The 24308-nt window shown below is 62.5% G+C and carries 24 protein-coding genes and 1 pseudogene; 18 read left to right on the top strand and 7 right to left on the bottom strand.

Annotated features, from left to right (window positions below; genetic code table 11):
• Nucleotides 1-63 precede the first annotated feature (63 nt).
• The 4 genes from AC1RKI_RS13125 to AC1RKI_RS13140 all read left to right on the top strand — a co-directional run bounded on the left by AC1RKI_RS13125 (nt 64) and on the right by AC1RKI_RS13140 (nt 4316).
• Nucleotides 64-396: a hypothetical protein gene (locus tag AC1RKI_RS13125; RefSeq protein ID WP_170292583.1), complete on the top strand. Its 333-nt coding sequence runs from the start codon at nt 64-66 to the stop codon at nt 394-396.
• Between the two features lie 362 nt (nt 397-758).
• Nucleotides 759-3230 carry an RNase A-like domain-containing protein gene (locus AC1RKI_RS13130; protein WP_492795623.1) on the top strand — a complete coding sequence of 824 codons (2472 nt, stop codon included), beginning with the start codon at nt 759-761 and terminating at the stop codon, nt 3228-3230.
• Nucleotides 3230-3523 carry a contact-dependent growth inhibition system immunity protein gene (locus tag AC1RKI_RS13135; RefSeq protein ID WP_150980213.1) on the top strand — a complete coding sequence of 98 codons (294 nt, stop codon included), beginning with the start codon at nt 3230-3232 and terminating at the stop codon, nt 3521-3523. The genes AC1RKI_RS13130 and AC1RKI_RS13135 overlap by 1 nt, the downstream gene beginning before the upstream one ends.
• Before the next feature lie 85 nt (nt 3524-3608).
• A complete protein-coding gene (locus AC1RKI_RS13140) occupies nt 3609-4316 on the top strand; it encodes a polymorphic toxin type 22 domain-containing protein (RefSeq protein WP_150980214.1) in 708 nt (235 codons plus the stop codon).
• 206 nt (nt 4317-4522) lie between these two features.
• On the opposite strand, the gene AC1RKI_RS13145 is transcribed toward AC1RKI_RS13140, so the two are convergent.
• On the bottom strand, nt 4523-4792 hold the full coding sequence (locus AC1RKI_RS13145) for a hypothetical protein (RefSeq protein WP_150980216.1): 270 nt from the start codon (nt 4790-4792) through the stop codon (nt 4523-4525).
• Between the two features lie 102 nt (nt 4793-4894).
• Here AC1RKI_RS13145 and AC1RKI_RS13150 point away from each other — a divergent pair, with 102 nt between their 5' ends.
• The 7 genes and pseudogenes from AC1RKI_RS13150 (at nt 4895) to AC1RKI_RS13180 (ending at nt 8861) form a co-directional block, all read left to right on the top strand.
• A complete protein-coding gene (locus AC1RKI_RS13150) occupies nt 4895-5740 on the top strand; it encodes a hypothetical protein (RefSeq protein ID WP_492857576.1) in 846 nt (281 codons plus the stop codon).
• Nucleotides 5737-6102: a DUF7674 family protein gene (locus AC1RKI_RS13155; protein WP_150980219.1), complete on the top strand. Its 366-nt coding sequence runs from the start codon at nt 5737-5739 to the stop codon at nt 6100-6102. The genes AC1RKI_RS13150 and AC1RKI_RS13155 overlap by 4 nt, the downstream gene beginning before the upstream one ends.
• Before the next feature lie 232 nt (nt 6103-6334).
• The gene (locus AC1RKI_RS13160; RefSeq protein WP_150980221.1) at nt 6335-6715 is read left to right on the top strand and encodes a hypothetical protein; all 381 of its coding nucleotides are present in this window, start codon (nt 6335-6337) and stop codon (nt 6713-6715) included.
• Nucleotides 6716-7099: 384 nt separating this feature from the next.
• Nucleotides 7100-7270, top strand: a pseudogene (locus tag AC1RKI_RS13165) (CdiA C-terminal domain-containing protein); the annotation flags it as partial.
• Between the two features lie 11 nt (nt 7271-7281).
• On the top strand, nt 7282-7503 hold the full coding sequence (locus AC1RKI_RS13170) for a DUF8617 domain-containing protein (RefSeq protein ID WP_492795897.1): 222 nt from the start codon (nt 7282-7284) through the stop codon (nt 7501-7503).
• Between the two features lie 462 nt (nt 7504-7965).
• Entirely contained in the window at nt 7966-8259 is a 294-nt protein-coding gene (locus tag AC1RKI_RS13175) for a hypothetical protein (protein WP_150980222.1), read from the top strand.
• 206 nt (nt 8260-8465) lie between these two features.
• The gene (locus AC1RKI_RS13180) at nt 8466-8861 is read left to right on the top strand and encodes a hypothetical protein (RefSeq protein ID WP_251165061.1); all 396 of its coding nucleotides are present in this window, start codon (nt 8466-8468) and stop codon (nt 8859-8861) included.
• A gap of 718 nt (nt 8862-9579) precedes the next feature.
• Here the strand turns inward: AC1RKI_RS13180 and AC1RKI_RS13185 are convergent.
• On the bottom strand, nt 9580-10572 hold the full coding sequence (locus AC1RKI_RS13185) for a Bug family tripartite tricarboxylate transporter substrate binding protein (RefSeq protein ID WP_150980227.1): 993 nt from the start codon (nt 10570-10572) through the stop codon (nt 9580-9582).
• Nucleotides 10573-10792: 220 nt separating this feature from the next.
• Nucleotides 10793-11881 (bottom strand): tartrate dehydrogenase, encoded by a 1089-nt coding sequence (locus AC1RKI_RS13190; protein ID WP_061954467.1) that lies wholly within the window; start codon nt 11879-11881, stop codon nt 10793-10795.
• Nucleotides 11882-12041: 160 nt separating this feature from the next.
• On the opposite strand from AC1RKI_RS13190, the gene AC1RKI_RS13195 reads away from it, so the two are divergent.
• Together AC1RKI_RS13195 and yddG are read left to right on the top strand one after the other, a co-directional pair.
• Nucleotides 12042-12962 (top strand): LysR substrate-binding domain-containing protein, encoded by a 921-nt coding sequence (locus tag AC1RKI_RS13195; protein WP_492795630.1) that lies wholly within the window; start codon nt 12042-12044, stop codon nt 12960-12962.
• Between the two features lie 119 nt (nt 12963-13081).
• The gene (gene yddG, locus AC1RKI_RS13200; protein ID WP_492795632.1) at nt 13082-14020 is read left to right on the top strand and encodes an aromatic amino acid DMT transporter YddG; all 939 of its coding nucleotides are present in this window, start codon (nt 13082-13084) and stop codon (nt 14018-14020) included.
• 13 nt (nt 14021-14033) lie between these two features.
• Here the strand turns inward: yddG and ggt are convergent, their stop codons facing one another.
• Both ggt and AC1RKI_RS13210 read right to left on the bottom strand, forming a co-directional pair.
• Nucleotides 14034-15659 (bottom strand): gamma-glutamyltransferase, encoded by a 1626-nt coding sequence (gene ggt / locus AC1RKI_RS13205; protein ID WP_492795634.1) that lies wholly within the window; start codon nt 15657-15659, stop codon nt 14034-14036.
• A gap of 2 nt (nt 15660-15661) precedes the next feature.
• On the bottom strand, nt 15662-16645 hold the full coding sequence (locus tag AC1RKI_RS13210; protein ID WP_404994365.1) for a tripartite tricarboxylate transporter substrate binding protein: 984 nt from the start codon (nt 16643-16645) through the stop codon (nt 15662-15664).
• Nucleotides 16646-16764: 119 nt separating this feature from the next.
• Between AC1RKI_RS13210 and AC1RKI_RS13215 the strand changes: the two genes are divergently transcribed.
• The gene (locus tag AC1RKI_RS13215) at nt 16765-17709 is read left to right on the top strand and encodes a LysR family transcriptional regulator (protein ID WP_404994366.1); all 945 of its coding nucleotides are present in this window, start codon (nt 16765-16767) and stop codon (nt 17707-17709) included.
• Nucleotides 17710-17785: 76 nt separating this feature from the next.
• Here the strand turns inward: AC1RKI_RS13215 and AC1RKI_RS13220 are convergent, their stop codons facing one another.
• Nucleotides 17786-18661: a LysR family transcriptional regulator gene (locus AC1RKI_RS13220; protein WP_492795636.1), complete on the bottom strand. Its 876-nt coding sequence runs from the start codon at nt 18659-18661 to the stop codon at nt 17786-17788.
• A 112-nt stretch (nt 18662-18773) separates the two neighbouring features.
• Between AC1RKI_RS13220 and AC1RKI_RS13225 the strand changes: the two genes are divergently transcribed.
• The 4 genes from AC1RKI_RS13225 to AC1RKI_RS13240 all read left to right on the top strand — a co-directional run bounded on the left by AC1RKI_RS13225 (nt 18774) and on the right by AC1RKI_RS13240 (nt 22642).
• On the top strand, nt 18774-19652 hold the full coding sequence (locus AC1RKI_RS13225; RefSeq protein ID WP_492795638.1) for an HpcH/HpaI aldolase/citrate lyase family protein: 879 nt from the start codon (nt 18774-18776) through the stop codon (nt 19650-19652).
• A 50-nt stretch (nt 19653-19702) separates the two neighbouring features.
• A complete protein-coding gene (locus AC1RKI_RS13230) occupies nt 19703-20707 on the top strand; it encodes a tripartite tricarboxylate transporter substrate binding protein (RefSeq protein ID WP_492795640.1) in 1005 nt (334 codons plus the stop codon).
• A 23-nt stretch (nt 20708-20730) separates the two neighbouring features.
• A complete protein-coding gene (locus tag AC1RKI_RS13235) occupies nt 20731-21927 on the top strand; it encodes a CaiB/BaiF CoA transferase family protein (protein WP_492795642.1) in 1197 nt (398 codons plus the stop codon).
• Nucleotides 21928-22141: 214 nt separating this feature from the next.
• Nucleotides 22142-22642 carry a hypothetical protein gene (locus AC1RKI_RS13240; protein ID WP_150980242.1) on the top strand — a complete coding sequence of 167 codons (501 nt, stop codon included), beginning with the start codon at nt 22142-22144 and terminating at the stop codon, nt 22640-22642.
• A 127-nt stretch (nt 22643-22769) separates the two neighbouring features.
• On the opposite strand, the gene AC1RKI_RS13245 is transcribed toward AC1RKI_RS13240, so the two are convergent.
• Nucleotides 22770-24287 (bottom strand): amidase family protein, encoded by a 1518-nt coding sequence (locus tag AC1RKI_RS13245; protein ID WP_492795645.1) that lies wholly within the window; start codon nt 24285-24287, stop codon nt 22770-22772.
• Between the last annotated feature and the right edge of the window lie 21 nt (nt 24288-24308).

The following is a 24308-nucleotide window of genomic DNA, read 5'->3' on the forward strand; positions in this document are numbered from 1 at the left end:
TGGCGATGTACGCCCTGGACCCCAGCCATGAGCCGTTGACGACGGGGCAGACGGCGACGGCGATTGCGACGCTCGCCGGCGGAGGTGTGGCAGCGGCATTGGGCTGAATCCAAATGCTCAGCGACGGCAGCACAAAATGAAGAGCTGAACAACAATGGCCCGCACTGGGGGCAATACCCGAACCCCGGGATGCCGGATGAAATCAAGAAGGAGATGGAACAGGAGCGCCGGTTCTTTGGGGAGTCGCAGACCGTTCATGTGCCGGGCGACGCGGAGGTGGCGACGCTGAATCCGCTGGCCTTTGGCGGCGCCACAAGCGGAGCTAGGTCAGGTGTGCCCGGTAGCGACTTTACGCTCACTGCTCTACGAGTTGTCATCGCCACCGTGGGGCGATGACGGGAATTCGCCGACTTGGGAAATATGCCCGTGCTGTGGCACAGAGTTTGGCTACGAAGACAGTACGCCAGCGAGCGCACGAGAGATGCGAAGCAGATGGATCGCAGGAGGAAAGCAGTGGCTCGATAAGCGCGAGAAGTCTGCGGACTGGGATTTCGGCATTCAAAGCAAGCACATTCCCGAGGGGTACCTTTAATTGGCTGCAAGTAGCGGAGCTGGCCACTACGAGACCGAGCGATGCTGGAGGTCGTCAACGTCGGTGGCCATTTCATCATTATGCACAGCAAAACTAGGGCCAACGGGGCGGGGTTCGTCGTTTTTGCGGTGCTGCTTTACGGTTCACGAGCGGATTCGGACACCATTTGCGCGTTGTCGACGATGAAGTGCTAGCCCTATGGGTCGAGGCGCACGATGAACGGCCTCGGGAATCGCGAAAGGCCGCGCAGTCTATATCGGGTAATGGTAGTTCTTGGCCCGACCAGGAAAAACTGTCGCTTTACGAGAACTCTGCCGACTACGCGAAGGAACACAACCTGGCGCTGGGCCAGGCCCTGAGCGTGGATCAGGTGAAGGCGCTCGACGCACCGATGCTGTGGTACGTCGAGCAGGCGGTACCGGACCCGCGCTGCACGCTGGCCAGCTCGATCTGCCCGAGCGTCAACGCGCTGGTGCCGCAGGTCTATCTGCCGGAAGGCTATGCCCAGGCGCTGGCCGTGCCCACTGGAGGCACGATCAGCGGCGAGAACATCAAGCTGACCGTCGACGGCCAGCTTCGCAACACCGGGCAGGTCGTCGCGCGGGACACGCTGACGGTCAAGGCCGAAAGCATTGACCTGAGCCCGAACGTGGTGTCGATCGGCACCAACGCGTACAAGGCGCAGGGCGGCTGGAACGTGGTGACGGGCACGGTGGTGCAGCCGGGCGGCTTCCTGTCGGCGATGCACATGGACATCGAAGCCGACAGCATCCGGGCCATTAACGACGCCTTCCGCGTGACGCGCGCCGACGGCACGGTCGACGCGGAAGCCAGCGCCGCGCTGGTGGCGCAGCTCAAGGAAAGCCTGGGGCTGAACTACACCGAAGGCACGGTCGCCGACGACATCCACACGCAGTTCATCAAGGAGAAGAAGGGCTTCGGCATCCTTGGCCAGATTTTGGCGATGGCGGCGGCGGTGGCGGTGTCCATCGTCACGGCAGGATCCGCGGCCGCAGCCATGGGCGTGGCGCTCGCCAAAATGACATTGGGTGAGGCGATACTGGTAGCCGCGCTGTCGAGCATGGCTGGCAGTATGGCCAGCCAGATCGTGTCGGGCCAGGGGCTCAATTTCGGCAAGATTGCACAGGCTGGGCTGATTGGTGCGGTGACTGCGGGGCTAACCAATGGCATCACGTTCGACGGCAGCAGCTTTGGGCTAAGCGAATGGGGTCAGTCGCTGGAGGGAACTAGGACCTTGGCAAACCTTGCCGGCAGCAATACGGCTGGCGGCGTATTGCAGGCGGCGAAGGACGGGGCGACGGGCACCATCTATCAGCAGGCCATTGGCATGGTGGGGACGGGCCTGATTAACGCCGGGATTAATACGGCCTTCAATGGTGGGAGCTTTGGACAGGCGTTCCTGAATAACCTCGTGGCGCAAACAGCGGCGCTGGGCGCCAACGCGATTGGCAATTCGACCGATCCGCTAACGCTGCAGAACGTTGCCGCCCATGCGGCGCTGGGATGTGCCGCGCAGAGTGCGATGGGGGATGATTGCGGTAGTGGTGCCATTGGGGGGGCGACGAGTGCTGTTGTAGCGCCGCTCGTAGGCATGGGACTGGGTATCGAGACTAACGCCGACCGTGCCGACCCGATGAATCGTGCGCTGGTGACGGCGGTGGCCATGCTGGCGGGCGGTGGGCTTGCGGCAGCGTTAGGAGGGGACGCTACGGCGGCGGCTGGCGCAGCGCAGAACGAGGCGCTGAACAACTACCTGAGCGGCAAGCAGGAAAAGGGGCTGGTCGATTCCCTGAAGTCTTGTGCCGCGGGGGATACGCAGTGCGTGGCGAAGTGGACTTCGTACTACGCAAGCGTCAATACCACGCAACAGCAAGCAGCTCAGAACTGCACGCTGGACAATTGCACCGCCATTGCAAACGACGCGCGTGCGCCGTCGATCAATAGTTCGGAAAACCGGGCGGCTTGCCAGGGTGTGGCAACTTGCGAAAGCCTTCTGAGCAGCCTGTCGGCCCAGAACGTATCGGCGCAGGCGAGCGCGTTGAGTCGGTGGAACAGCACTAGCAACGAGAAGGCTCAGGACATCAGCCAGCAGGCGGCTCAGGGTTCGACAGGCTCTTCCATCTGGGCGCAGATGTTCGGGCAGTTGTCGCCGGTCGATGCGTCGGGCATGGTGGACGCCGCGATTGGTGCGATGATGTCGCGCGGAGTGGCTACAAATGGTGCTCCATATACCCCTTTGGTTGACGGAGGCGGTCTTCAGGTGTACGAAGACGCCGGGGGTCATTTGATCGCCCGGCACGTTGGAATGTCTGATGCCGATCTTGCGAATCGTCTCGCAACTTCAAATGTGTCAGCAGCTTCGACTTTTGCCGATCGGGCCACTGCAGAAACCGCTGTTTTTTCTGCTATCAAATCCAACCAATCAGCGATCAGAAACTATCTTTCTGGTAATTCCAGTGGCTATCTGGCCATTGAATACACGTCACCGACACCGGTTGGAACGAGCCTCAGTCGCGGCGCAACGAACTCGACACCGGCGAGCAACGTCAGGGTGGTTATTGCGAGAGATCCTACGATGTCAACGGGTTACAGAATTATTACAGGATACCCTCACTAATGAAGGCACAATTTGCGACAGCGAAGAACATGTTCTCGGCGTACCTTAACCAAGACTTCGATTTGATCTTTGGTACAGCCGACGACGCGATTCGGGCGTTCGTTGAACACAGCGGTGTTGAGGAAGTGTCTCGCGCTGCAGTTGAGATAGAGTCAATCTTGGCCATGAAGTTGCCGGAGCCGGATTTGGCGAAGCTCACCCTTCAGAATCTGGGATGCTGTTACCAGTACTCGATGGAGTGGCCTTCCGGTGATGCTTGGTTGAGGCACCTGCTCGTGCTGCTAGGACGATAACCAAGCGCCTTCACGGCGTGCGGTACATGGCCCAACTGACGGCCACTGTGTAGTCGGTGCCATTGGGGGAGCGGCCAGTGCAGTTGTGGCCAGTACCCTCGTTGACCAGGCAGGCGGAGCCGCTAACCTGACCGATGTCCAGAGGGCTGCGATTACTGCAGCAGCAATGCTGGCGGGTGGTGGCGTTGCTGCGGCATTGGGCCAGAACCCAGAGGCTGCGGCCAGCGCCGCCCAAAATGAGGCGCTGAACAACTCCGAGCAGGTCCACAATGCAACGCCAAAATCTTTCGGAGGATCTGCGTTGACAGCAGCCTGCGGCAATGGCAGCCAGCCATGCAACACGCAGTTGCTAGGCACGATGCTGCAGGCACAGGGAGATAATGCGCAGCAGGCACTTGGAACAGTGTCGCCAAATTACGCGACACTGAATGTTGGGATATTGTCGGGTTCGGCTGGCGGTGTGATAAATCTCGCCGATGGTACGAAGTATCTCGCCGTTGGTGTGGGGCAGAGCAATCCTTCTGCCATATCCTGGTCGCCTGGTGGTAGCGCCACACTCGGCTGGATCTGGGGAGCGCAAGGCGCAGCGGCAACCAACTCTTTCCTGAATGGAGATGGCAATCAAGCGTTTGTGTCTATCCCTACCCCCTTCCCATTCAACGTGGTTGGTGCGGTAACACATGCCTACGGTGGCGCAACAGCGATCGAGCTTGGGATAGGCACACCGGGCGGAAAGACATTCGGGATTGTGCCCTGGAGTCATTCGATTCCTGTTGGTACCGGTTCGAAATAGGAGGAAGGAATGCCGGCAGTAGGAGGAGGGCCATCGCCAGAGCAATGGAAACGGATGAGCAAGGCAGAAAAGATCGTCTATTGCGTATTGGTCGGTGCGGCTGTGGTGTTTGTCGGATACTTGGTCATCGAAAAATTACTGAGTTGATGTTGTGAAAACCTTGCTGAACCCGGCTACGGCCGGGTTCGTCGTTTCTGCGGGTTGCTTTACGGTTCCGGAGCGGATTCGGATACCGTTTGCACGTTGTCGACGACAACGTGTTCGCCGTCCAGGTCGAAGCGCACGAACTGTCGCCTGCCGTCGGGGAAGCGCTTCTCGACGAGCCCCTTTGGGGTGTCCGGGGTCGAGACGTAGATGGGGTTGCCACGAGCGAGGTGGGCGCGGGCGACCTCGTCGCTGTCGTTATTGGCCATGGCATCGAAGAGCGCGTCCTGCTCGGCGGGCGACATCTGATCGAACGGTGTCAGCGGTGTCATAACGGCGTGGGACAGTTCAGGTACTTGAATGGTACTTAAAAAGGACACTAGCAGAACTGTTTAACTGATGGGCAAGGCGTCTCGAATCCGGCCCAACTGGCGATGATCACGGCGTTGTCGATGCTGACTAGCGGCGGTGTGGCAGCCCTGCTGGGCCGGGACTCGCAAGCGGCTGCGACGGCGGCACAGAACGAGGCGCTGAACAATGCGACCTCGACAGGTCCGACACGCGGCATTGCGAATCGTGAAAATGCGCGGCTGACAAAGCTATGCGAGCCAAATTGCACTCAGGAGGACTTCAACCGCATCGATACCCAGGTGCGACAGCTGGAGGCGGCGACGACACTGGCGCGGATGAACAACCTGACGCCGGAACAGGCACTGAAGCTGGCTGACACGTTGTCGAACCTGTTGCCGTACTATGGTTCGGCGGCGATGCTGTACCAGGCGGTGACAGGCCAGACCCTGAGTGGCCAGTCGCTGGATAAGGCGGATCGGTGGCTGTCGGGGATTCTGGGTGCGATTCCGGCGGGCGCGGCGGCTTACGGCAAAATCAGTGAATTTATAGTCACCAAGGGAACACTTGCGAGTGGCGCAATTGCGACGACTGGGGGAACAGCGAATGCAGCAACTGTAGTAAAGCTTGCGGACGATCTCGCATCGAAGATGGCCAAACCTATTGTCTCAGACACAAAGCTCGGCGGTTTGATCGACGACTTGTATCGTGATGGTGCGAAAATTGGCACAGGTAGCACGGCTGATGCTGTCCGCTATGAAGCCCGCACCGGCAACCCTGTCGGTGGTTTGTTCCATACCCAAAAGGCACAAGACTATTCGGTTGCCCTGCAAAAATGGCTGGATTCGAATCCCAACGCGCCGTTTAGCGATCGCTCCGCAGCTCAGAACGTCTTGCGTGACCTTCAGAATGCCTTGAAAGGGAAATTATGAGTACTTGGCAAGAGTTCGTTACCGAGCTGACCCGATGCGATGTGCTCAGTTCGGCCAGAAGACAGGCCCTTGAAGAGTGGGGTGAGGACATACCCACAACCGTTCTGTTTGGAAAACTAGGCAAGGCTATCGCCGAACATTTTGACGAACTGAATCCTGATGCACGTACCCATATTTTCCAAGTTATCGAGAGCGGCCTCATTACCAACGACGGGGCTCTCAAAGCGTTTGTGGCAACAGGCTTGCTAGAGGCGCTTTATTTACGTGCATCTAGTGGGCCTGGGCGTTGGAATCTGATTAGCGACTATCTCGGCCCGCTTTCCGCGGCCTATCTGGCGGAGTGGGAAAAACTGCATCATTAGTAGAGGAACCGGATTCGCAATTGAAAGCCACAGCCGGCGGCTAGACTTGCACATCGGCGCGCCCCTGTGGGCGCGCCTTGCTCTTTAACGAAGCCGGATTGTTCGGCCAAAAACCGCGTCTGGGGCAAACACTTGCAACGGAGAGCCGCATCGGGGCGCTGAACACCCGCCAAGCCTTGCGGCATTTAGGGTTGCGTGCCATCGCCAACGCGGGACACGTCGGGTGCTGGGTATGGAGCCATTGGCGGGCTGCGAGTGCGCTGGCGGCGCCGTTGATTCGCGACCAGGTCTACGGTGCCATTGGCGGAGCGGCCAGTGCGATTGCGGCGCCGTTGATCGCGATAGCCTCTATGGGGGCAGCCAGACCGTCATCGATAACGGTGATGGCACGCAGACGATCAAGTATGGAAATGTCGGCTACAACGCCACGACCGTCGCGCTCGCGACACTCATCGGTGGTGCTGCCGGTGCATTGCTCGGGACGAACGCAACGGCGGCGGCGTTGGCGGCGCAGAACGAGGCGCTGAATAACACTACGTCCGACAAATCGGTGAAATGGGTCAAGGAGACCTACAAAGATCCTCTTGGGGACTTGGCACGTTGGGGCAAGTAGTTCCTTTCCATGCTGCCAGGGCAGTCGCCGCCGGCTCATCGCGGGTGGGATTTGGGGCTGACCTATAACGCGCTGTTAACCTCCATGGGCTTCAGTGGGGGTGGGGCTGGTCCATTGCCGAGCGCGGGCGTGCAAGATAATGTTCTGCCGACCACGACCGGCAGCCGGACGGCAGTGGCGTTAGGTGGGCCCACAAGCACGGCTGGGAAGCTCACAATCGGCGCTGGCGATTTCTCTGCAAGTGAGCGGATGGCTGCGCAATACATGGCGGATCTTGGTAACGAAGTTCTACTTCGCGCGCCAGTGGGTACAAGAGCCGGCGGGGGAACCTCGGACTTGCTCGTGAACGGTGTAGCCTACGACGTGTAACTACCTACGACGAGCAACCCAAATCGGATTGTGTCTGCGATCGCAAGTAAGAATACGCAAGCAACAGGTATCGTCCTAGACCTGACAAACTCGTCGGTAACTCCTGAGCAGCTAGGGAGTATATTGCAGCGTGTCAGAGGAGCCGGGGCAACAAACATTACTGACATTAAAATTATAAAGAGATAGATATGCCGAGCATGACTTGCAAGTGCGGTCACCGGATCACGTATGGCGAGATACCCTGTCGAGATCAGTGGCTGTTCATCTCAGATGAAGCCTATGACAAATTCTCAGGCGATGTGGATGCCGAAGACATTTATCGGGCGATGCGGCCAATGCTGAAATGCCCAAACTGTGGACGCTTGTGGGTATTTTGGGAGGGATTTGGAAAGCCCGGGTCGGCTTACAAACTAGATTAGAAGCACCCGTCTTGGCCTGTGGAAATCCTGCCAGCTAGGTCGCGTGCGCCCGTCGCAGTCCCTCAGGGCGTTGCCCCGAGACCCCAGCCCTCCCGTCTTAGCCGCCTGTTCGGGGCGGTCCCACCGTTGCAAATCCACATGGCCGTTCGGCTAGACTGGCGCATCCGCGTGCCCGCGAGGGCGTGCCGTGCTCTTTAACGAAACCAGATTGCGCGGGGGAGAATGCGCAACAGGCGCTTGGAACAGTGTCGCCGAATTACGCGACACTGAACGTTGGGATAGTCTCGGGAAAGTAGTTGCTGCACCTGCACCGCAGCCCGAGGCGATTTACGCTAGGAATCTCGAGAAGTACGGCGATAAGCTGGGGCCAACAGTCGACTGGCTTAGGGCCAAAGGCAAGAACTGGGAGGAAATTATTGAATCTGTAAGCCGGTCGGGCGGCAAGGATTTGGGGTTCTAAGAATGGGCACAGAGGAAGCAACTATTTTTCTCGGAAATGAATATGACGATGCACTTAGAGATGCCATCCATACTGTCCTTGTAAGGAGTGGTGCGGTTGGTATTGATAAGCTTTGGGGCGTTGGTGGATCGCAAGAAATTGAAACTCTGGTAGTTTGGCTCGGTATCGACTCAATAACGATCGAGGCAGAAACTTTCGTCGGCCTCACTATTGCTGGACCGAAGGCGATTGTGGAGGATATTGCTCGACAAGTGAGGCAGATATTGCGCGCTTCTGACTCTGCAAGGCAGCGTTAGCGAAAATCTCAATATACAACCGTGTGCGGTATGTTAATCAAGAGAACCCACACGACGGACTCAGAGTGAGAGATATCGGGTACGTTATCGAAGACTATGGCGATGGAAACTGCGAAGTCGAGTTCTACAATGCTGACGGCACCGCGCCGTTTGGTGGAATTTTTTCCGGCTATCCATGCACTTCCCACAGGAAGGTAATACAAGCCATGATTATCAATATTGAAAAGCCCTTGCGCTTGTGCCTTGACGTTGTCGAGACGGATAAACATGTTCCGTCAATGAGGATGCAAATCGCAGTTGATGTGCAGCAGTTCGGACATAAGCTGGCGTATAGGGGTTATGCATGGTTCGACTGCACAACGTGGGATACGTTTGTTCAGGGGCTAGCTGCGCCTGATACAACGAAAGTCTCTCTTGTTGATATGGGTGATCACTTCTCGTTGACGCTCGGCGTGGTGAGTGGGCGCTTGGAGCTAGCGTGGGAAATGAAGAAGCGTGATACCTCTGGAGCAATTGCTACTGCCACGTTCCGTTCTCCGATTGATACCGATACGTTTGCCCATGTAACGCTTCAGTTCAAAGAGTTCGAACGCTGGTGGTAGTTGTTATTAGTGGCGCGGACATGAAGAACCCGGCTCCAGCTGGGGTCTTCGTGTCTGCAGACGTTGCTCTACAGCTCCTGCGACGGTCTGGATACCGTTTTTGCCCGCTGTCGACGACAACGTGTTCGCCATCCTGGTCGAAGCGCACTCTGTCGCCGGCCGTCGGGGAAGCGCTTCTCGACGAGGCCCTTAGGTGTGTCCGGCGTGGAGACGTAGATGGGATTGTCCTGAGCGAGCTGGGCGCGGGGCGACGTCGTCGCTGTCGTTATTGGCCATGGCATCGAAGAGCGCGTCCTGCTCGGCGGGCGACATCTGATCGAACGGTGTCAGCGGTGTCATAACGGCGTGGGACAGTTCAGGTACTTGAATGGTACTTAAAAAGGACACTAGCAGAACTGTTTGGGGGCATGCCAAGGGCCAGCAGTACAAAAACTAAACAGTAACTAAACTGTTTGAGTACTTAGGCAGTACATCGCGGGGCATGCTGGTGCGGCCATCCCCTGCAACCCATGGTCGGAATACACTCTTTAGCGGCGTTGGCGGGGTGGTCGGTCCTGCGGACCTACCGTGGAGAAGACGCACTCGTGCCGCCGCTACACGCTCGTGCTCGGGGGCGGATAAGACCTATACGCGCGTGGTTTTGGAATTTGGCCGTGCGTGCGCCTCTACGCTATCGATAACACCCCCGGCAATTTCCCAAAACCAAGGCAGCACCCATTCACTCAATGTTGATCTTGCCGTCCCTGACAAGCGCGGCAAATCTGTTTGTTTCGTCGCCGATGCGCTTTGTGAAGGCTTCGGGCGTGCTCGGCATTGGCTCGGCGCCGGCGGCCAGCATGCGCTGCTGGAAATCGGGTGAATTCACGATCTTCACGATCTCGGCGTTCAGGCGTGTCACGACTTGTGCGGGGGTAGCGGCCGGAGCGAGCACGCCGAACCACGTGCCGATATCGAAGCCCTTCAGACCGGACTCTTCCATCGTCGGCACGTCAGGCAATGCGCTGGACCGTTTCGCCGTGGTCACCGCCAGCGCCTTGAGCTTGCCGGCCTTGATGTGCGGTAGCACCGTCGTCAGCGTGTCGAACGACATCGACACCTGGCCTCCCAGCAGGTCGGTGGTCAGTGGGCCGCTGCCCTTGTAAGGGACCTGCAGCAGCGTGATGCCGGTGGCCGTTTGGAACTGGGTGCCAATCAGGTGTTGCGCGGTGCCGTTGCCGTTCGATCCGTACGACATTTCCGGCGAAGCCTTCTTCGCCAGAGCTACCAGTTCCGCCACGTTTTTGGCGGGCGTTTTCGCACTGTTGACGACCAGCACGTTGGGCACCATCGCCAGCGTGGAGACAGGCGCCAGGTCCTTCTGGAAGCTGTAGGGCAGCTTTTTGTAGACCGAAGTGGCGATCGTGTGGTGCACGGCGCCCATCAGCAGCGTGTAGCCATCGGGCTTCGATTTGGCAACGTAGTCGGCGCCCAGCGTGGCGCCCGCGCCCGGGCGGTTCTCGACGATGACCGGCTGGCCTAGCGATCTCGACAACTGGTCGCCCAGCGCGCGCGCCAGGATGTCGGTGGTGCCGCCCGACGGGAACGGCACCACGAGGCTGATCGGCTTGGCTGGCCAGTCCTGCGCCGTCGCGGCGGTGGCGGCACAGAGGCCGATGGCGCAGACGGACAGGCTGACGACGCGGCAGGCAAAGTGGGTGGTGAATCGACGCATGGTTGTCTCCTTTGCTTGTAGTAATAGGAATGCGTGACAGGCCGCAAGCTCGACGCCAACAGCCCCGCGCGGCCCGCAAATGCGCGACGCATGCGTGGCGCGTCCCGCCGCTGGTGCGGCGGTTGACCGGCCGCGGTGGCTTGACGCGCAGACAGCGACGCGTGCGCGGCTCTATGCGTCTCTGCGCGGCTTTATGCGGCTTATGCGACCTGAGGCCACCCTATGCAGCCTTGGCCTGTCCGTCCGCCGCCAGAAAATCGCAGACCGCCTTGGTCACCTCCACCGTCCTTGCCTTGCCGCCGAGATCGCCGGTATGCAGTGCCGGGTTGGCGGTCACGGCTTCGATGGCGGCCATTACGCGTTGCGCGGCGGCGTTTTCGCCCAGATGTTCCAGCAGCATGACCACCGACCAGAACGTACCGACCGGGTTGGCCAGTCCCTTGCCCATGATGTCGAACGCAGACCCGTGGATCGGCTCGAACATCGACGGGTAGCGGCGCTCGGGATCGATATTGCCGGTTGGGGCGATGCCCAGGCTGCCCGCCAGCGCCGCGGCCAGATCGCTGAGGATGTCGGCGTGCAGGTTGGTGGCGACGATGGTGTCGAGCGTCGCGGGGCGGTTCACCATGCGTGCGGTGGCGGCGTCGACCAGTTCCTTGTCCCAGGTGACGTCGGGGAAGTCCTTCGCCACTTCCACCGCCACTTCGTCCCACATCACCATGGCATGGCGCTGCGCGTTCGACTTGGTGATCACGGTCAGCAGTTTGCGCGGGCGCGACTGGGCGAGTTTGAACGCGAAGCGCAGGATGCGCTCGACGCCGACACGGGTCATCATCGATACGTCGGTGGCCGCTTCGATCGGATGGCCCTGGTGCACGCGGCCGCCCACGCCTGAGTATTCGCCTTCCGAGTTCTCGCGCACGATCACCCAGTTCAGGTCTTCCGGCGCGCAGCGCTTAAGTGGGCCGTCGATACCGGGCAGGATGCGCGTCGGGCGCACGTTGGCGTACTGGTCGAAGCCCTGGCAGATTTTCAGGCGCAGGCCCCACAGCGTGATGTGGTCCGGAATCTGGTTGTCGCCGGCAGAGCCGAACAGGATCGCATCCTTGTCGCGCAGGGCGTCGAGGCCGTCGGCCGGCATCATCGCGCCGTGCTGGCGATAGTAGTCGCCGCCCCAGTCGAAATTCTCGAACTCGAAGCGAAAGCCGGCGCCCGAAGCCGCCAGCGCCTCCATCACTTCCCGGCCGGCCGGAACCACTTCCTTGCCAATGCCGTCGCCCGGGATGGTTGCGATCTTGTACGTCTTCACCTTTCGTCTCCTGTCTGGTCTGGAAATCCGGTCCGCAGCCGCTGGCTGCTGCCGACTTTCGATAGCGCTGCTGCGCGTGGCATGCATTGTGGACGGTGGACCAGGTTTTGGATTGCGGCTAAAGTTAATCCATTCTTAACCCTTAGGTTAAAGGCGAAAAATGGCTGCCAACAGTGCGATCCAGCCGGCTGAACTGGGCTTTTTCACGACGCTGGCCGCGGCCGGCAGCCTCAGCGCTGCGGCGCGCGACCTGGGCGTCACGACCGCGGCGGTTAGCAAGCGGCTGGGCCAGATGGAGATGCGCATCGGCATGCCGCTGGTGACCCGCACCACGCGGCGTATGAGCCTGACCCCGGAAGGCGAAGTGCTGCTCGAGCATGCGCGCCGCATCCTCGGTGAACTGGACGACCTCGAACAACTGCTTACCCGCGCCAAGGGCAGGCCAAGCGGCCTGCTGCGCGTCAACGCCACATTGGGTTTTGGCCGCATGCATGTGGCGCCAGTGATCGCCGAGTACAGCCGCATGTATCCCGATGTGGACGTGCAACTGCAACTGTCGGCCGATCCGCCGCCGCTGAGCGAAGACGCATTCGATGTCTGCGTGCGCTTCGGCGAGCCGCCCGACGCGCGCATCGTGGCGCGCAAGCTCGTGCCCAACCGTCGCCTGCTGGTTGCGTCGCCGCGCTATCTGCGCGAGCACGGCACGCCGCAGACGCCGGCGGATCTGCATCGCCACAACTGCATCGGCATCCGCCAGGGCAGCGACGCCTATGGCGTGTGGCGGCTCACGCCGGTCAAGGGCGCCAAGGCACGCACCGAGTCGATTCACGTGCGCGGCAGGCTCACCACCAACGATGGCGAGATTGCCGTGAACTGGGCGCTGCAGGGCCATGGAATCGTGCTGCGCGCCGAATGGGACGTGGACCGCTATCTGCGCAGTGGCCGCCTGGTGCAGGTGCTGCCGCAATTCGCAACGCCCGAAGCCAACATCTATGCGGTCTACCAGCAGAGGCACCAGCTGTCGTCGCGCATCCGGCTGTTCGTGGAATATCTGGCCGAGAAGTTTGCGGCATTCGGCTAGCGCGGGCGATTTTGTGATGCCGGCGCGAAGCATCCGCAGCGTAAAACCTCCGGAAGCGCGTGCTCGCGCGCAGGCCAAGTAAACTGCTGCCCTTTACGTATCTCGCTGGTTTTATCCACATGGCAGTCATGGAAAGAAAACAGGCCACGCTGGTCGGGCTTGTTGCAGTGGTGCTCTGGAGTTCGATCGTCGGGCTGATCCGCAGCGTCAGCGATAGTTTTGGCGCCACGGGCGGGGCCGCGCTGATGTACTCGCTGGCGGCGGTGTTGCTCTGGCTCTGCGTCGGCCCGGTGCGGCTGGGGGCGTTGCCGCGTGCGTACCGCATCTGGGGCAGCCTGTTGTTTGTGTCGTACGAACTGTGCCTGGCGCTGTCGATCGGTTACGCCAACAGCGGCCGACAGGCTATTGAGGTGGGCATGGTCAATTATCTTTGGCCCAGCTTCACGATGCTGGCGGCGATCCTGTTCAACCGGCAACGCGCCAACTGGCTGATCGTGCCCGGCTTTGTAGTGGCCATCCTGGGCGTCACGTCGGTGCTCGGTGGCGAACAGGGGCTCGATCTGGCCAGCCTGTCGGCCAATCTGCGGGACAACCCGCTGAGTTACGGGCTGGCGTTTGCCGGCGCGATGATCTGGGCCGCCTACTGCACAGTGACGGCGCGGATTGCCGAGGGCAAGAATGGTGTCACGCTGTTTTTCATGCTGACGGCGCTGGCGTTGTGGGCCAAGTATCTGATCGCTGGCGGGGCGCCGATGGCGTTCAGCCTGGACGGTGCGATTCACCTGGCGTTGGCGGCCTGCGCGATGGGATTTGGCTATGCCGCGTGGAATGTCGGCATCCTGCACGGCAACGTCACGGTGCTGGCCGGCGCGTCGTACTTTATTCCGGTGCTGTCGGCCGCGCTGGCCGCGGCGCTGCTGGACGCGCCGCTGTCGCTGGCATTCTGGAAGGGCGCTGCGATGGTAGTGGCCGGCTCCATCCTCTGCTGGCTGGCGACGCGCGGCAAGGGCCTGCGGCCAGCGCCCGCATCCGCGCGCGCCCGACCGCAGCGCCAGTGATCGCCAGTGATCGCTACATCAACGCTTCGACCGAGTACGCGACACCGTCGCGCCCCGGGTCCGCGCCGCCTTCGAGCAGGCCATCGCGGATGCGCACCGCGTGCACCCAGCCGATCGTGTAGTTGTAGGGATTGCGGATGACTTCGTAGCCGCGCTGCTCGAGCTGTCGCGTCACCGCGCGCGGCACGCGATTGCAGACGTCGATGGCGTTACTGGTCGACGAGAAGCGCGGCGACGACACCGCTTCTTGCATCGTCATGCCGCGATCGACCACATTGAGGATCGCCTGCAGCACGCCCATTGCGATCTGCGTGCCACCGGGCGCGCCGAGCACGATCTCGGGCTTGCCGTCGCGGAACACAATCGTCGGGCACGACGACGTAAAGCGGCGCTTGCCTGGCGCGATACTTCCCGCGCGACCGGGCCGCGGATCGAACACGCCCATGCAGCCGTTGTACATGAAGCCCAGTCCCGGCGTGATCGCGCCCGCGGGCATCGCCAGCGAATGCGTCAGCGACACGCAATTGCCATCGCGGTCGACCACCGAAAGATGCGTGGTGTCGCGCGGCACTGCGTGTCCCGGGTTCACGCGCGTCACGGCCACGCGATGGCCGCTGCGGATCGCGTCGGCCGTGGCCGTGGCGCGTTCGGCCGAAAGCAGCGCGTCGAGCGGCACGTCGACGTAGGCCGGATCGCCGATATGGCGGTCCTTGTCGACAGTGGCCTGCTTCATGACTTCGCACAGGATCGTGATGTACTCGGGCGAGTTGTGGGGAATCGACGCCAGATCGAATTGGTCGAGCGCGTGCAGCATCTCCAGCAGCATCGCGCCGCCGCCCGGCGGCTGGTTGGTCGCCACGATGCGGTCGCGGTAACGCCCGAACAGTGGCTTTTGCCGCACCGCGCGATAGCCATCGAGATCGGCGCGCGAAATCAGCCCGCCGTGGCGCGCCATGTCCTCGACAATCGCGGCGCCGATCTCGCCGCGGTAGAAATCGTCGGCGCCCGCGCGGCCGATCCGTTCCAGCACATTGGCCATGTCGGGATTGCGCAGCGGCGTGCCGATCGACTTCGGGCTGCCGTCTTCCTTGCAATAGAGTGCGCGGCCCGAGGCGCTGAAAGCCAGACGCTCGCGGTTGCTGGCGCGGCCCATGGTGGCGTCGTCGGTCCAGAACGCATACATGCCGGGACGCACGAAGTAACCGTTGCGCGCCCAATCCACGGCTGGTGCCACCACTTCGGCCCACGGCAGGCGGCCGTGCGCGCTGTGCATCGCCTCGAGCCCGCGCAGCGTGCCCGGCGTGGCAATCGACTGATAGCCGATATCGTTGAGCCGGCCCTTGATGAAGAAGCCGAAGCCGTCGCGCGCCTCGCCTTCGAGCAGATCGGCCCACATGTCGGGCAGCGCGTTGCCCGGCGCGGTCGCGTGGAAATCGAAATACTCATGCGCGTTGCTGCCCGGCATGTACACCGCAGCGGTGCCGAATCCGGCCATGCCGCACATCAGCGGATCCACCACGGTCTGGGCCAGCGCGCAGGCCACCGCGGCGTCCACCGCGTTGCCGCCGGCCTTGAGGATTTCCGCGCCCGATTCCGCGGCTTCCGGCTGCGGGCACACCACCATTCCCTGAGTGCTCATGATCAGTTCGCCTTGAAATCGACGTCGGACATCGCGCCCTGCAGGCGGGCGGTATCGCGCTCGGTCAGTTGCATCAACAGGCTCGACGGTCCCGGCATGGGGATCACCTGCATCGTCTTCAGCTTCTGCAGCACGGACTTGTCGGCGAGGAATTTTTGCGATGCGGCGTGCAGCCGGCGGATCGTTTCGGGCGGCGTGCCCGCCTTGGCGGCGATGCCCATCCATCCCAGATCGTCAAAGCCGGTCAGCCCCAGTTCGGATGCGGTGGGCACGTTGGGTAGCTCCGGCACGCGCTTGGGCGAAAACAGCACCAGCGGCACCAGCTTGCCGGCCTGGATCTGCGGCGTCGCGCTGGCCACGGTGGGCGCCATCACCTGCGTCTGTCCGCTGACCGTGCCGACGATGGCGTCGGGCTCGCCCTTGTATGGCACGTGCGTCATGCGCAGCTTCTGATTTTTCTGAAACAGCTCGACAATCACATGCGTGGAGTTGCCCTTGCCCGACGAGGCAAAGTTGATCGCGTCGGGTTTGGCCTTTGCCATCGCCTCCAGATCCTGCAGCGTGCGGATGCCGGACTGCGGATTGGCAACCAGCACGAACGGCGTGGTGGTCAGCACGGCCACCGGCGCGAAGTCCACCTCGGGTTTGTAGGCAAGCGGCGCGTAGGCAAACTTGTTGAGCACCATCTGCGATACGCCGGCCAAGAACAGCGTGCAGCCATCGGCGGGCTGTGCCAGCACGTATTTCGCGGCGATGACGCCACCTGCGCCGGCCTTGTTTTCGACGACGATGGTCGTGCCCAGATCGCGGCTGGCCGCTTCGGCCCACATGCGTGCCAGCGTGTCCGTACCGCCGCCGGCCTGCTGCGAAACCACCAGGCGAATCGGCCGGTTATTGCCCGCTTCGCCACAGGCCCAGGCAGGCACGCTGGCACCAAGCGCCAGGGCCGCAGCCAGCATCGTTCCCCGAATGGAGATTTTCCTCATGTCGTATCCTTGTCTTCAAGCGTGTCGTGGTTGCAGTGCGGCCGCTGCCAGCGCATTATTGCCGCGACTTCGCCGCCGTCGCCAATGAAAACTTCCGAACCAACCATGAGGAAATACTCATGCAGTCTCCGCAAGACGCCGTAGCGTGGGCCCGGCGGCTGCGCATGCGCCATCTCGAATCGTTTCTGGTGCTGATCGAAGCCGGCACGCTGACCCTGGCCGCCGACCGCCTTCACATGACGCAGTCCGCGGTATCCCACTGGCTCAGCGAAATGGAGGAACTGGTTGGCGCGCGCCTGGTGCTGCGCGGCAAGCAGATGCGCCTGACGCCTGCCGGCGAGGCCGTGCGCAAGCTGGCGCTGCGCGTGTTGGGCGAAGTCAGCCGCACCCACGACGATCTCATCTCGCTCGAACGCGGCGAGGTGTCGCGCCTGCATATCGGCAGCGTAACGGCCGGCATCGCGCATCTATTGCCGCGCGCCATCCTTGCGTTTCGCAAGCGAGAAGGCAACGTCGCCTTCCAGGTTTCGGAGGGCGTTTTCAATCGGCTGCTGAGCCAGTTGGAAGAACGCGAGTTCGACCTGATCGTCGGTTCGATCGACGCACGCGCCTATGGGCCAACGCTGGAACACGAAGTCCTGTTCGAAGACGATATTGCGATCGTGGTTGGGCCCAGGCATCCGCTGGCGGGCGCCACCGAGATCGCGTGGACAGACCTCTACGCTTATCCATGGGCCATGCCGCCGCGCGATACGCTGATGCGCGTGCGACTGGAAAACACGCTGCTCGAGCGCGGCGGTGCGGGCATCGTGCCAGCGCTGGAAACGGGCTCGATCATGGTGCTCGAATCGATTCTCCATGCCAGCGATTTCCTGGGCGTCTGTTCGGCCGCCATGGCAGGGCATCTGGTCGATCGCGCGCTGGTACGGCGCCTGCCGCTGGCCGATGTCGGGTCATTTGGCCCGGTAGGGGTGGTGTGGCGACGCGGCGGTCAGGACGAAACGCTGCTGAAGTTTGTGGCCACCCTGCGGCGCGAGGCCAGAAAGATGATGCGCGGGAAATAGCGGGCGCCGGGGTGGTTCATGGCGCGCCAGCAAATCGCGGCCGGTGCACAGGGCGTTCGGGTGCGAAGTGGTTGCCTCATCGCCGCGCAGCGGCCCGCGCGTGATCTAGGAACGATTCGATCAGCGTGGCGCACGGCGACGACCGGCGCCACAGCACGCCAAAGCGGCGCGGCTCCGTTGCGGCCGGCAGCACCAGCTTTGCGATGCGCAGCCGCGCGGTCAGCGGCGATGCAATGTCCGGGACCAGCGACACGCCCAGGCCGCGATCGACCATCATCGCGATGGCCAGCAGCGAACTGAGTTCAAAACGCTCCTGCACCGGCGCAATGCCCGCGCGGCGCAAGTATTCGTCAGCCTGTCGGCCGCCGCCGAGATCGCGGTCGTAGCGGATCAGCGGCCGGGTTCGCAGCAGTTCATGAGGATCCGCGTGTTCATCGCGCGCCGGGGCAAGCACCACCAATGGTTCCTGACGCAGCAGTTCCCACGCAAAGCCCTTGGGCATGGCAAACGGCGGATGCAGGCACACCGCGGCATCGAGTTCGAGTTGCCTGACCGCATCGACCAAGTCGGTCGACATGGCCGAGCGGATATGGACCGACACGCCCGGATGGGCCGATGCAAAGCGCGCCAGTGCGTCGGGCAACAGGCTGTGCAGCGCGGTATTGATCGTGCCGATGCGGAGTTCCCGCACCGCCTCTGACTGGTTGACCCAGCTCCGCAGTGCGTCCACTTCCTTTAACAGTCCGACGCAGCGTTCCGCCAGGCGCCGCCCCGCTTCGGTCGGGCTGACCGTACGGCCCGACCGCCCGAGCAGCGTGGTGCCCAGCTGTCGCTCCAATACCTGGATTTGCTGCGACACGGCTGCCGGCGTGACATTGAGGCGCCTCGCCGCTTCGGCGAGCGTGCCGGTTTCGACGACCAGCGCAAAGGCGCGAAGGTAGGCGGTTTCCATAGATTTTCTATGCTGCGAAGGTAGAAAAGTATAGTTTATCTTGCGCTTTTCATCGGCGACACTGGATGCCCTCAACGAACACATCGCACAAAATGCAAACGGGTATCTGGCCATGAGAAGCAAGTTGTTCGTCCCCGGCTCGCGGCCGGAATTCTTTGCCAAGGCGCTGGCAAGCGACGCCGATGCGCTGTCCTTCGATCTCGAAGACGCGGTTGCCGAAGAAAAGAAGGGCGAGGCGCGCGATCTGCTGGCGCAGCTGCTGCGCTCGGCCGAGGCGCGCGCGACCGCGAAGACGCTGATCGTTCGCGTCAATGGTCTGAACAGCGCGCATTTCGAGGCGGACATTGCCGCGGTGGTGCTCCCGGGTGTGCATCTGATCAACCTGCCGAAACCCGCTAGCGCCGACGACGTGCGCCGCGCGGCCGCCGCGATCGAACGGGCCGAACGCGCCAATGGTTTCACCGATGCCGATGCCAGAGTGGGGCTGTTGCTGAACATCGAATCGCCCCAGGCGCTGCGGTGTGCCGCGGAACTGGCGTGCGCCCATGCGCGCGTGGGGGGATTGCAATTGGGTCTTGGCGATCTGTTCGAGCCGGCCGGCATCCACCGGCGCAATACTGCTGCGATCGCGTCGGCGATGTTCGCGGTGCGCATGGCGGCGGCCGAGGCCAACGTCTTCGCCTATGACACGGTGTTCGCCAATATTCGCGATGCGGAAGGCTTTCGCGCCGAAGCGGAACTGTCACGCCAGATGGGATTCCTCGGCAAGAGCTGCATCCACCCGAGCCAGATCGCGCTGGCCAACGAAGTCTATCGCCCCACCGATGACGAGATCGCGCATGCGGTGCGTGTCGTTGCGGCTGCCGCGCAGGCCCAGGCTGATGGCGTCGGCGCCTACGTGGTCGACGGCAAGATGATCGACGGGCCGTTCGTGCGCCGCGCGCAGGCCACGGTCGAGATCGCCAGGCGGCTCGGACTCGTCGCGGCCTGACGGCGCGCACGGGTACCGCTCAAATAAAAAACCACACAGGAGACAAAACCATGACGACCTTGCAGTCGCGCCTGCACCGGCATCGCGCCGCCGCATGCCTTGCGTTTATCGCCGCGCTTGGCGGCCTCGCGGCGGCGTCCGGCGCGATGGCCGAAAGCGCCTATCCGTCGAAGCCGATCACGGTCATCGTGCCGTATCCGCCGGGCGGATCGAACGACCTGTTCGCGCGCATCGTGGCCAAGGAGATCGGCGAGGAACTGAAGCAGCCGGTGATCATCGACAACCGTCCGGGCGCCAGTGGCAATACCGGAACCGGCATGGTGGCCAAGGCCGCGCCGTATGGCTACACGCTGGTGGCGGTATCTTCGAGCCTGACCACCAACGCGGCGGTGCAGGGCAAGCTGCCCTACGACGCGGTCAAGAGCTTCGCGCCCGTGGCGATGGTGGCGCAGGGGCCGTTTATCGTGGCGGTCAGCAACGACTTCCCGGCCAAGACCCCGCAGGAACTGATCGACACGATCCGCGCCAATCCCGGCAAGTTCAACTACGCGTCTTCCGGGCCCGGCAGCGTCAATCAGTTCGGCACCGAACTGCTCAAGGCAAAGGCCGGCAAGCTGAACATCACGCATGTGCCCTATCGTGGCATGGGCCCGGCCGTGACCGACCTGATCGGCAACCAGACCCAGTTGCTGATTTCGAGCGGACCGTCGCTGTTGCCGATGGTGCGCGCCGGCAAGGTCCGCGCGGTGGGCATCACGAGCCTCAAGTCGAGCCCGGTTGCGCCGGATCTGACGCCGATGGCCAGCGCCGTGCCTGGCTACGAGTTCGAACTCTGGTGGGGCTTTCTCGCGCCGGCCGGCACGCCGCCGGCGATCGTCGCGCGGCTCAATGCCGCTGTGAACCACGCGCTGGAGAAGCCCGCCGTGAAGGCGGCGATCCTCAAGGAGGGCGCCGAGGCAAAGCCGGTTACGCCGCAGCAGTTTGTCGAGACCATCGCCGACGATGTGGCGCGCTGGAAGGTGCTTGCCAAACAGCAGAACATCGTCGTGGACTGAACCGCTCGCGATCCGGAGACCGTATGCAAAGCCATATCACTACAGGGGACGACGTGTTTGCCTCGCACCGCGCGGGTCGACCGGGCCCGTTAAGCGGCGTGCGCGTGCTGGACCTCAGCGCCTATATCGCCGGCCCCTACGGCTGCTCGCTGCTGGCAGACCAGGGCGCCGACGTCATCAAGGTCGAGCCGCCCGCGGGCGACAATCTGCGCAAGTATCCGTCCACGCTGGAAGCAGAAAGCCGCGCGTTTCTGGGCGTCAACCGAAGCAAGCTCGGCGTCGTTCTGGACCTGAAGGATCCCGCCGATCTGGAGCGCCTGATGGCGCTGGTGCGCAACGCCGATGTGCTGGTGCACAACTTCCGGCCCAGCGTGCCGGGCCGGCTTGGTATCGGCTACGAACAGCTCTGCGCCGTCAATCCGCGCCTGATCTACTGCGCCGTCACGGGCTATGGCGAAACCGGACCGCTGAAGGACAAGGCCGGCTACGACCAGGTGCTGCAGACCATGACCGGGATGTGCACGCTGCAGGGCAAGCAGGGTGGGCAGCCAGAAATCCTGTATGGCTCGATCGTGGACTACTACGCATCGGCCCTGGTAGCGGGCGGGGTGTCATCGGCGCTCTACGAGCGCGAGAAGAGCGGGGCGGGGCAGTATGTCGGCGTATCGCTGCTGCGCGCGGCGCTGACCATGCAATCGGCGCGCATGGTGTGGGCCGAATCGGAACCTAGGGAAGTCGGCCGCGACATGCGTTCCGGCGGCATTACCGGCATTCATCCCACCCGCGACGGCTACATCTATATTTCGGCCAACACCCCGCACTTCTGGCGCGCGCTGTGCGAAAAAACTGGTTTGGCCGATCTGCTGTCGACCGATCGTTACGACAGCGTGCGCAAGCGCGCCCAGCATCAGGGCGAAATCCTCCCACGCCTGCACGCCGCGTTGCAGCAGCGCTCGGCGCTTGAGTGGGAGGCACTGTTCGGCGAAGAAGTGCCGTGTGCAGCCGCTCGATCGGTGGAGGATATGTTCGACTTTCCGCAAGTGACAGCCGAAGCGATGGTGGCCACCTTCGAGCACCCTGTCGTCGGCCGCTATCGCGGCTTTACGCGCGCGGTGACGTTCGGTCGCACGCCCGGCCCCGAGCCGTTCGCCGCGCCCGCGCTCGATCAGCATGGCGATCATGTGCGCGCGGCGGCGGACAGGCTGGCGCGCCACGTCTGAACTGCAATCATCGGCAGCCAATTCGGCAGGCGTCTTTCCAGCAAGAAATAGCGAATGCCGGATAAGTTGCCGGCGCATAAATCCTTGCTGCGGACATGCAATATCGCACCGAGGTACCCCGCAAAAGGGGTACGTCGCGTATATGCAATATTTGGAAAAAAAGTCCAAATAATGGATTACATTGCGGGACCAAAAAAAATGACGAAAGGGTCCTATGAAAGTAGCGAGTATTGCTGCAGCGGTTGCTGTCACCATTCTTTCCGGCTGCGCATCCATTGCGGGTAGTTCCAGTCAACCGATCTCGGTTCAGGCGATGAAATCGGGTTCGCAGGTATCGGGTGCCGTATGCGAACTGACGAACGATAAGGGATCGTGGTTCGTGACGACTCCAGGGTCCGTGACAGTGCACAAGGCATACGGTGACATGAGCATCAAGTGCCAGAAGGAAAGCATTGACCCGGCGCTCACCACCGCCAAGTCGTCGGCCAATGGCCTGGTGTTTGGCAACATCCTGTTTGGCGGGCTGATCGGCCTCGCCGTGGATATGGGCACCGGCGCGGGGTACGACTATCCCACCATGGTCACCGTGCTAATGGATACCATGCCGACGCCGGAAGCCGCAGCCGTCAAGACAGTTGCACAAGCTACGGCAACGAAGGCTGATCTGGCCAGCGCACAGCCTGCCGCCGCTCCCAACGCCGCAGAAACCAAGTAATCGATCCGTCCTGCCCACAAGAGCAACACCCGCGGTCCTTTGCAGGATGCGCGGGTGTCATCGTTTGGGCGTACCGTCCTTACCTCCTGCATCGACTTCGGATTCCGTTACCGCATCACGCGGCGGTTCAGATCGTCCCGCATCGCATGACAAGGCGGCCCGCTTGCAGCGATGGCGTGCAATCGGGCGCACGGCGGTGCTGCGTCAAGGTCTCAAACGCCGATGCCATCGACAGCAGTGCGGCATCGGTCCCGCCTCGGCCTAGCCATGACAGCCCGGCGGGAACGCCGGCCTTGGTGAATCCCATCGGCATGCTGACCTCGGGCAGGCCCGTGGCGCTGGCCACATGCATCGCGGCCAGCGGCTGCGCGGCCTGGCAGTGATAGCTGGCATCAGCCTGATCGAAGCGAGGAGACGCCGGACACGCCTGCGTTGGAAAGATCATCGCATCGGCACCGCACGCATGGAACGTCTGATCGATCAGCGCGCGCACGCGCCGCAGCGCCGCCATATCGACCGTGACTCCGGTGTTGCGAGCCTCGATGGACTGTCGCAATGCGTCAACGGTCAGTGGATTGGTCTGGCGCGCCCTGTTGTCCATACCCGCTTCGATCTTCGCGAGCAGTGCTTGTGCGGTTGCAGGGGCGGAGCCGGCAAAGCGGCCGAGATAGCTGTCGAGTGCGGCGGCCCATTGCGCGCGCGTGATCTCGCCCAACAGGTCGGCGTAGAGATTCATGAAAGCGGCCCGCAGGCGCACCGGATAGCACGCTGCGCCAGCGGCCTGGATCGTAGCGAGGACACGGCCAAACAGCGTGTCGATTTCTTGGTTGCCGCCCGCGAAGTCGGATACGACGGCCAGCCGTCGGCCCGCCAGTGTCGCCGGGGCGAGCCCGAAGCCGCGCCCCGGCGCCAACGCATCCATGACGACCTCCACATCGCTGACGCATCGCGCCAGCGGACCCACCGTATCGAAAGACGGCGCCAGCGGCAGCACGCCCGCGTTGTCGACTAATCCGTGCGTAGGCCGCAGGCCGACGAGCGCATGGACACACGCCGGTCCGCGCACTGATCCGAACGAATCGGTGCCCAGCCCGAACGCTGCCAGGCTGGCCGCCACCGCCGCGCCCGATCCACTACTGGACCCGCTGGCATTACGCGACAGCCGGTACGGATTCAGCGTCAGCCCGCTGGCCGAGCTATAGCCGAATCGCCCATGGGATGCGGCCAGTTCCGACATGTTGGTCTTGGCCAGCACAATGGCGCCCGCCGCGCGCAGGCGGGCTACGCATGCAGCATCGGCGAGAGGCACGGCCGTTTTCAGCGCCGCGCAGCCGGCGGTGGTCGGCATGCCTGCCGTGTCGATGTTGTCCTTCACCACCATCGGCATGCCGTGCAGCGGTCCGCGCGGACCGTGGGTGCGCAGTTCGTCGTCGAGACGTCGCGCCTCGTCCCTGGCCGAAGGGTTCAGCATGCTGATGGCGTTGATGGCTGGGCCGTTGCCGTCGAACGCTTCGATGCGCGCCAGGAATGCATCGACCAGTGCCTGCGCACTGGTGCGGCCGGAGCGCAACGCGTGGCCTAGCCCGGCCAGCGGCATCTCAAAGGGATCGAAGTCAGGGTACGGTGGCAGCGTAATGTCACGCATGAGGTATCCGCATTAAACCAA

The organism is Cupriavidus sp. GW822-FHT06G04 (assembly GCF_058799075.1).

Excerpts from the sequence above, each read along its gene's own strand:
- AC1RKI_RS13135 (WP_150980213.1), top strand. The coding sequence starts at position 3,230 with ATGAAGGCACAATTTGCGACAGCGAAGAACATGTTCTCGGCGTACCTT.
- AC1RKI_RS13145 (WP_150980216.1), bottom strand. The coding sequence starts at position 4,792 with ATGACACCGCTGACACCGTTCGATCAGATGTCGCCCGCCGAGCAGGAC.
- AC1RKI_RS13150 (WP_492857576.1), top strand. The coding sequence starts at position 4,895 with ATGATCACGGCGTTGTCGATGCTGACTAGCGGCGGTGTGGCAGCCCTG.
- AC1RKI_RS13155 (WP_150980219.1), top strand. The coding sequence starts at position 5,737 with ATGAGTACTTGGCAAGAGTTCGTTACCGAGCTGACCCGATGCGATGTG.
- AC1RKI_RS13160 (WP_150980221.1), top strand. The coding sequence starts at position 6,335 with ATGGAGCCATTGGCGGGCTGCGAGTGCGCTGGCGGCGCCGTTGATTCG.
- AC1RKI_RS13170 (WP_492795897.1), top strand. The coding sequence starts at position 7,282 with ATGACTTGCAAGTGCGGTCACCGGATCACGTATGGCGAGATACCCTGT.
- AC1RKI_RS13175 (WP_150980222.1), top strand. The coding sequence starts at position 7,966 with ATGGGCACAGAGGAAGCAACTATTTTTCTCGGAAATGAATATGACGAT.
- AC1RKI_RS13180 (WP_251165061.1), top strand. The coding sequence starts at position 8,466 with ATGATTATCAATATTGAAAAGCCCTTGCGCTTGTGCCTTGACGTTGTC.
- AC1RKI_RS13185 (WP_150980227.1), bottom strand. The coding sequence starts at position 10,572 with ATGCGTCGATTCACCACCCACTTTGCCTGCCGCGTCGTCAGCCTGTCC.
- AC1RKI_RS13195 (WP_492795630.1), top strand. The coding sequence starts at position 12,042 with ATGGCTGCCAACAGTGCGATCCAGCCGGCTGAACTGGGCTTTTTCACG.
- yddG (WP_492795632.1), top strand. The coding sequence starts at position 13,082 with ATGGCAGTCATGGAAAGAAAACAGGCCACGCTGGTCGGGCTTGTTGCA.
- ggt (WP_492795634.1), bottom strand. The coding sequence starts at position 15,659 with ATGAGCACTCAGGGAATGGTGGTGTGCCCGCAGCCGGAAGCCGCGGAA.
- AC1RKI_RS13210 (WP_404994365.1), bottom strand. The coding sequence starts at position 16,645 with ATGAGGAAAATCTCCATTCGGGGAACGATGCTGGCTGCGGCCCTGGCG.
- AC1RKI_RS13215 (WP_404994366.1), top strand. The coding sequence starts at position 16,765 with ATGCAGTCTCCGCAAGACGCCGTAGCGTGGGCCCGGCGGCTGCGCATG.
- AC1RKI_RS13220 (WP_492795636.1), bottom strand. The coding sequence starts at position 18,661 with ATGGAAACCGCCTACCTTCGCGCCTTTGCGCTGGTCGTCGAAACCGGC.
- AC1RKI_RS13225 (WP_492795638.1), top strand. The coding sequence starts at position 18,774 with ATGAGAAGCAAGTTGTTCGTCCCCGGCTCGCGGCCGGAATTCTTTGCC.
- AC1RKI_RS13230 (WP_492795640.1), top strand. The coding sequence starts at position 19,703 with ATGACGACCTTGCAGTCGCGCCTGCACCGGCATCGCGCCGCCGCATGC.
- AC1RKI_RS13235 (WP_492795642.1), top strand. The coding sequence starts at position 20,731 with ATGCAAAGCCATATCACTACAGGGGACGACGTGTTTGCCTCGCACCGC.
- AC1RKI_RS13240 (WP_150980242.1), top strand. The coding sequence starts at position 22,142 with ATGAAAGTAGCGAGTATTGCTGCAGCGGTTGCTGTCACCATTCTTTCC.
- AC1RKI_RS13245 (WP_492795645.1), bottom strand. The coding sequence starts at position 24,287 with ATGCGTGACATTACGCTGCCACCGTACCCTGACTTCGATCCCTTTGAG.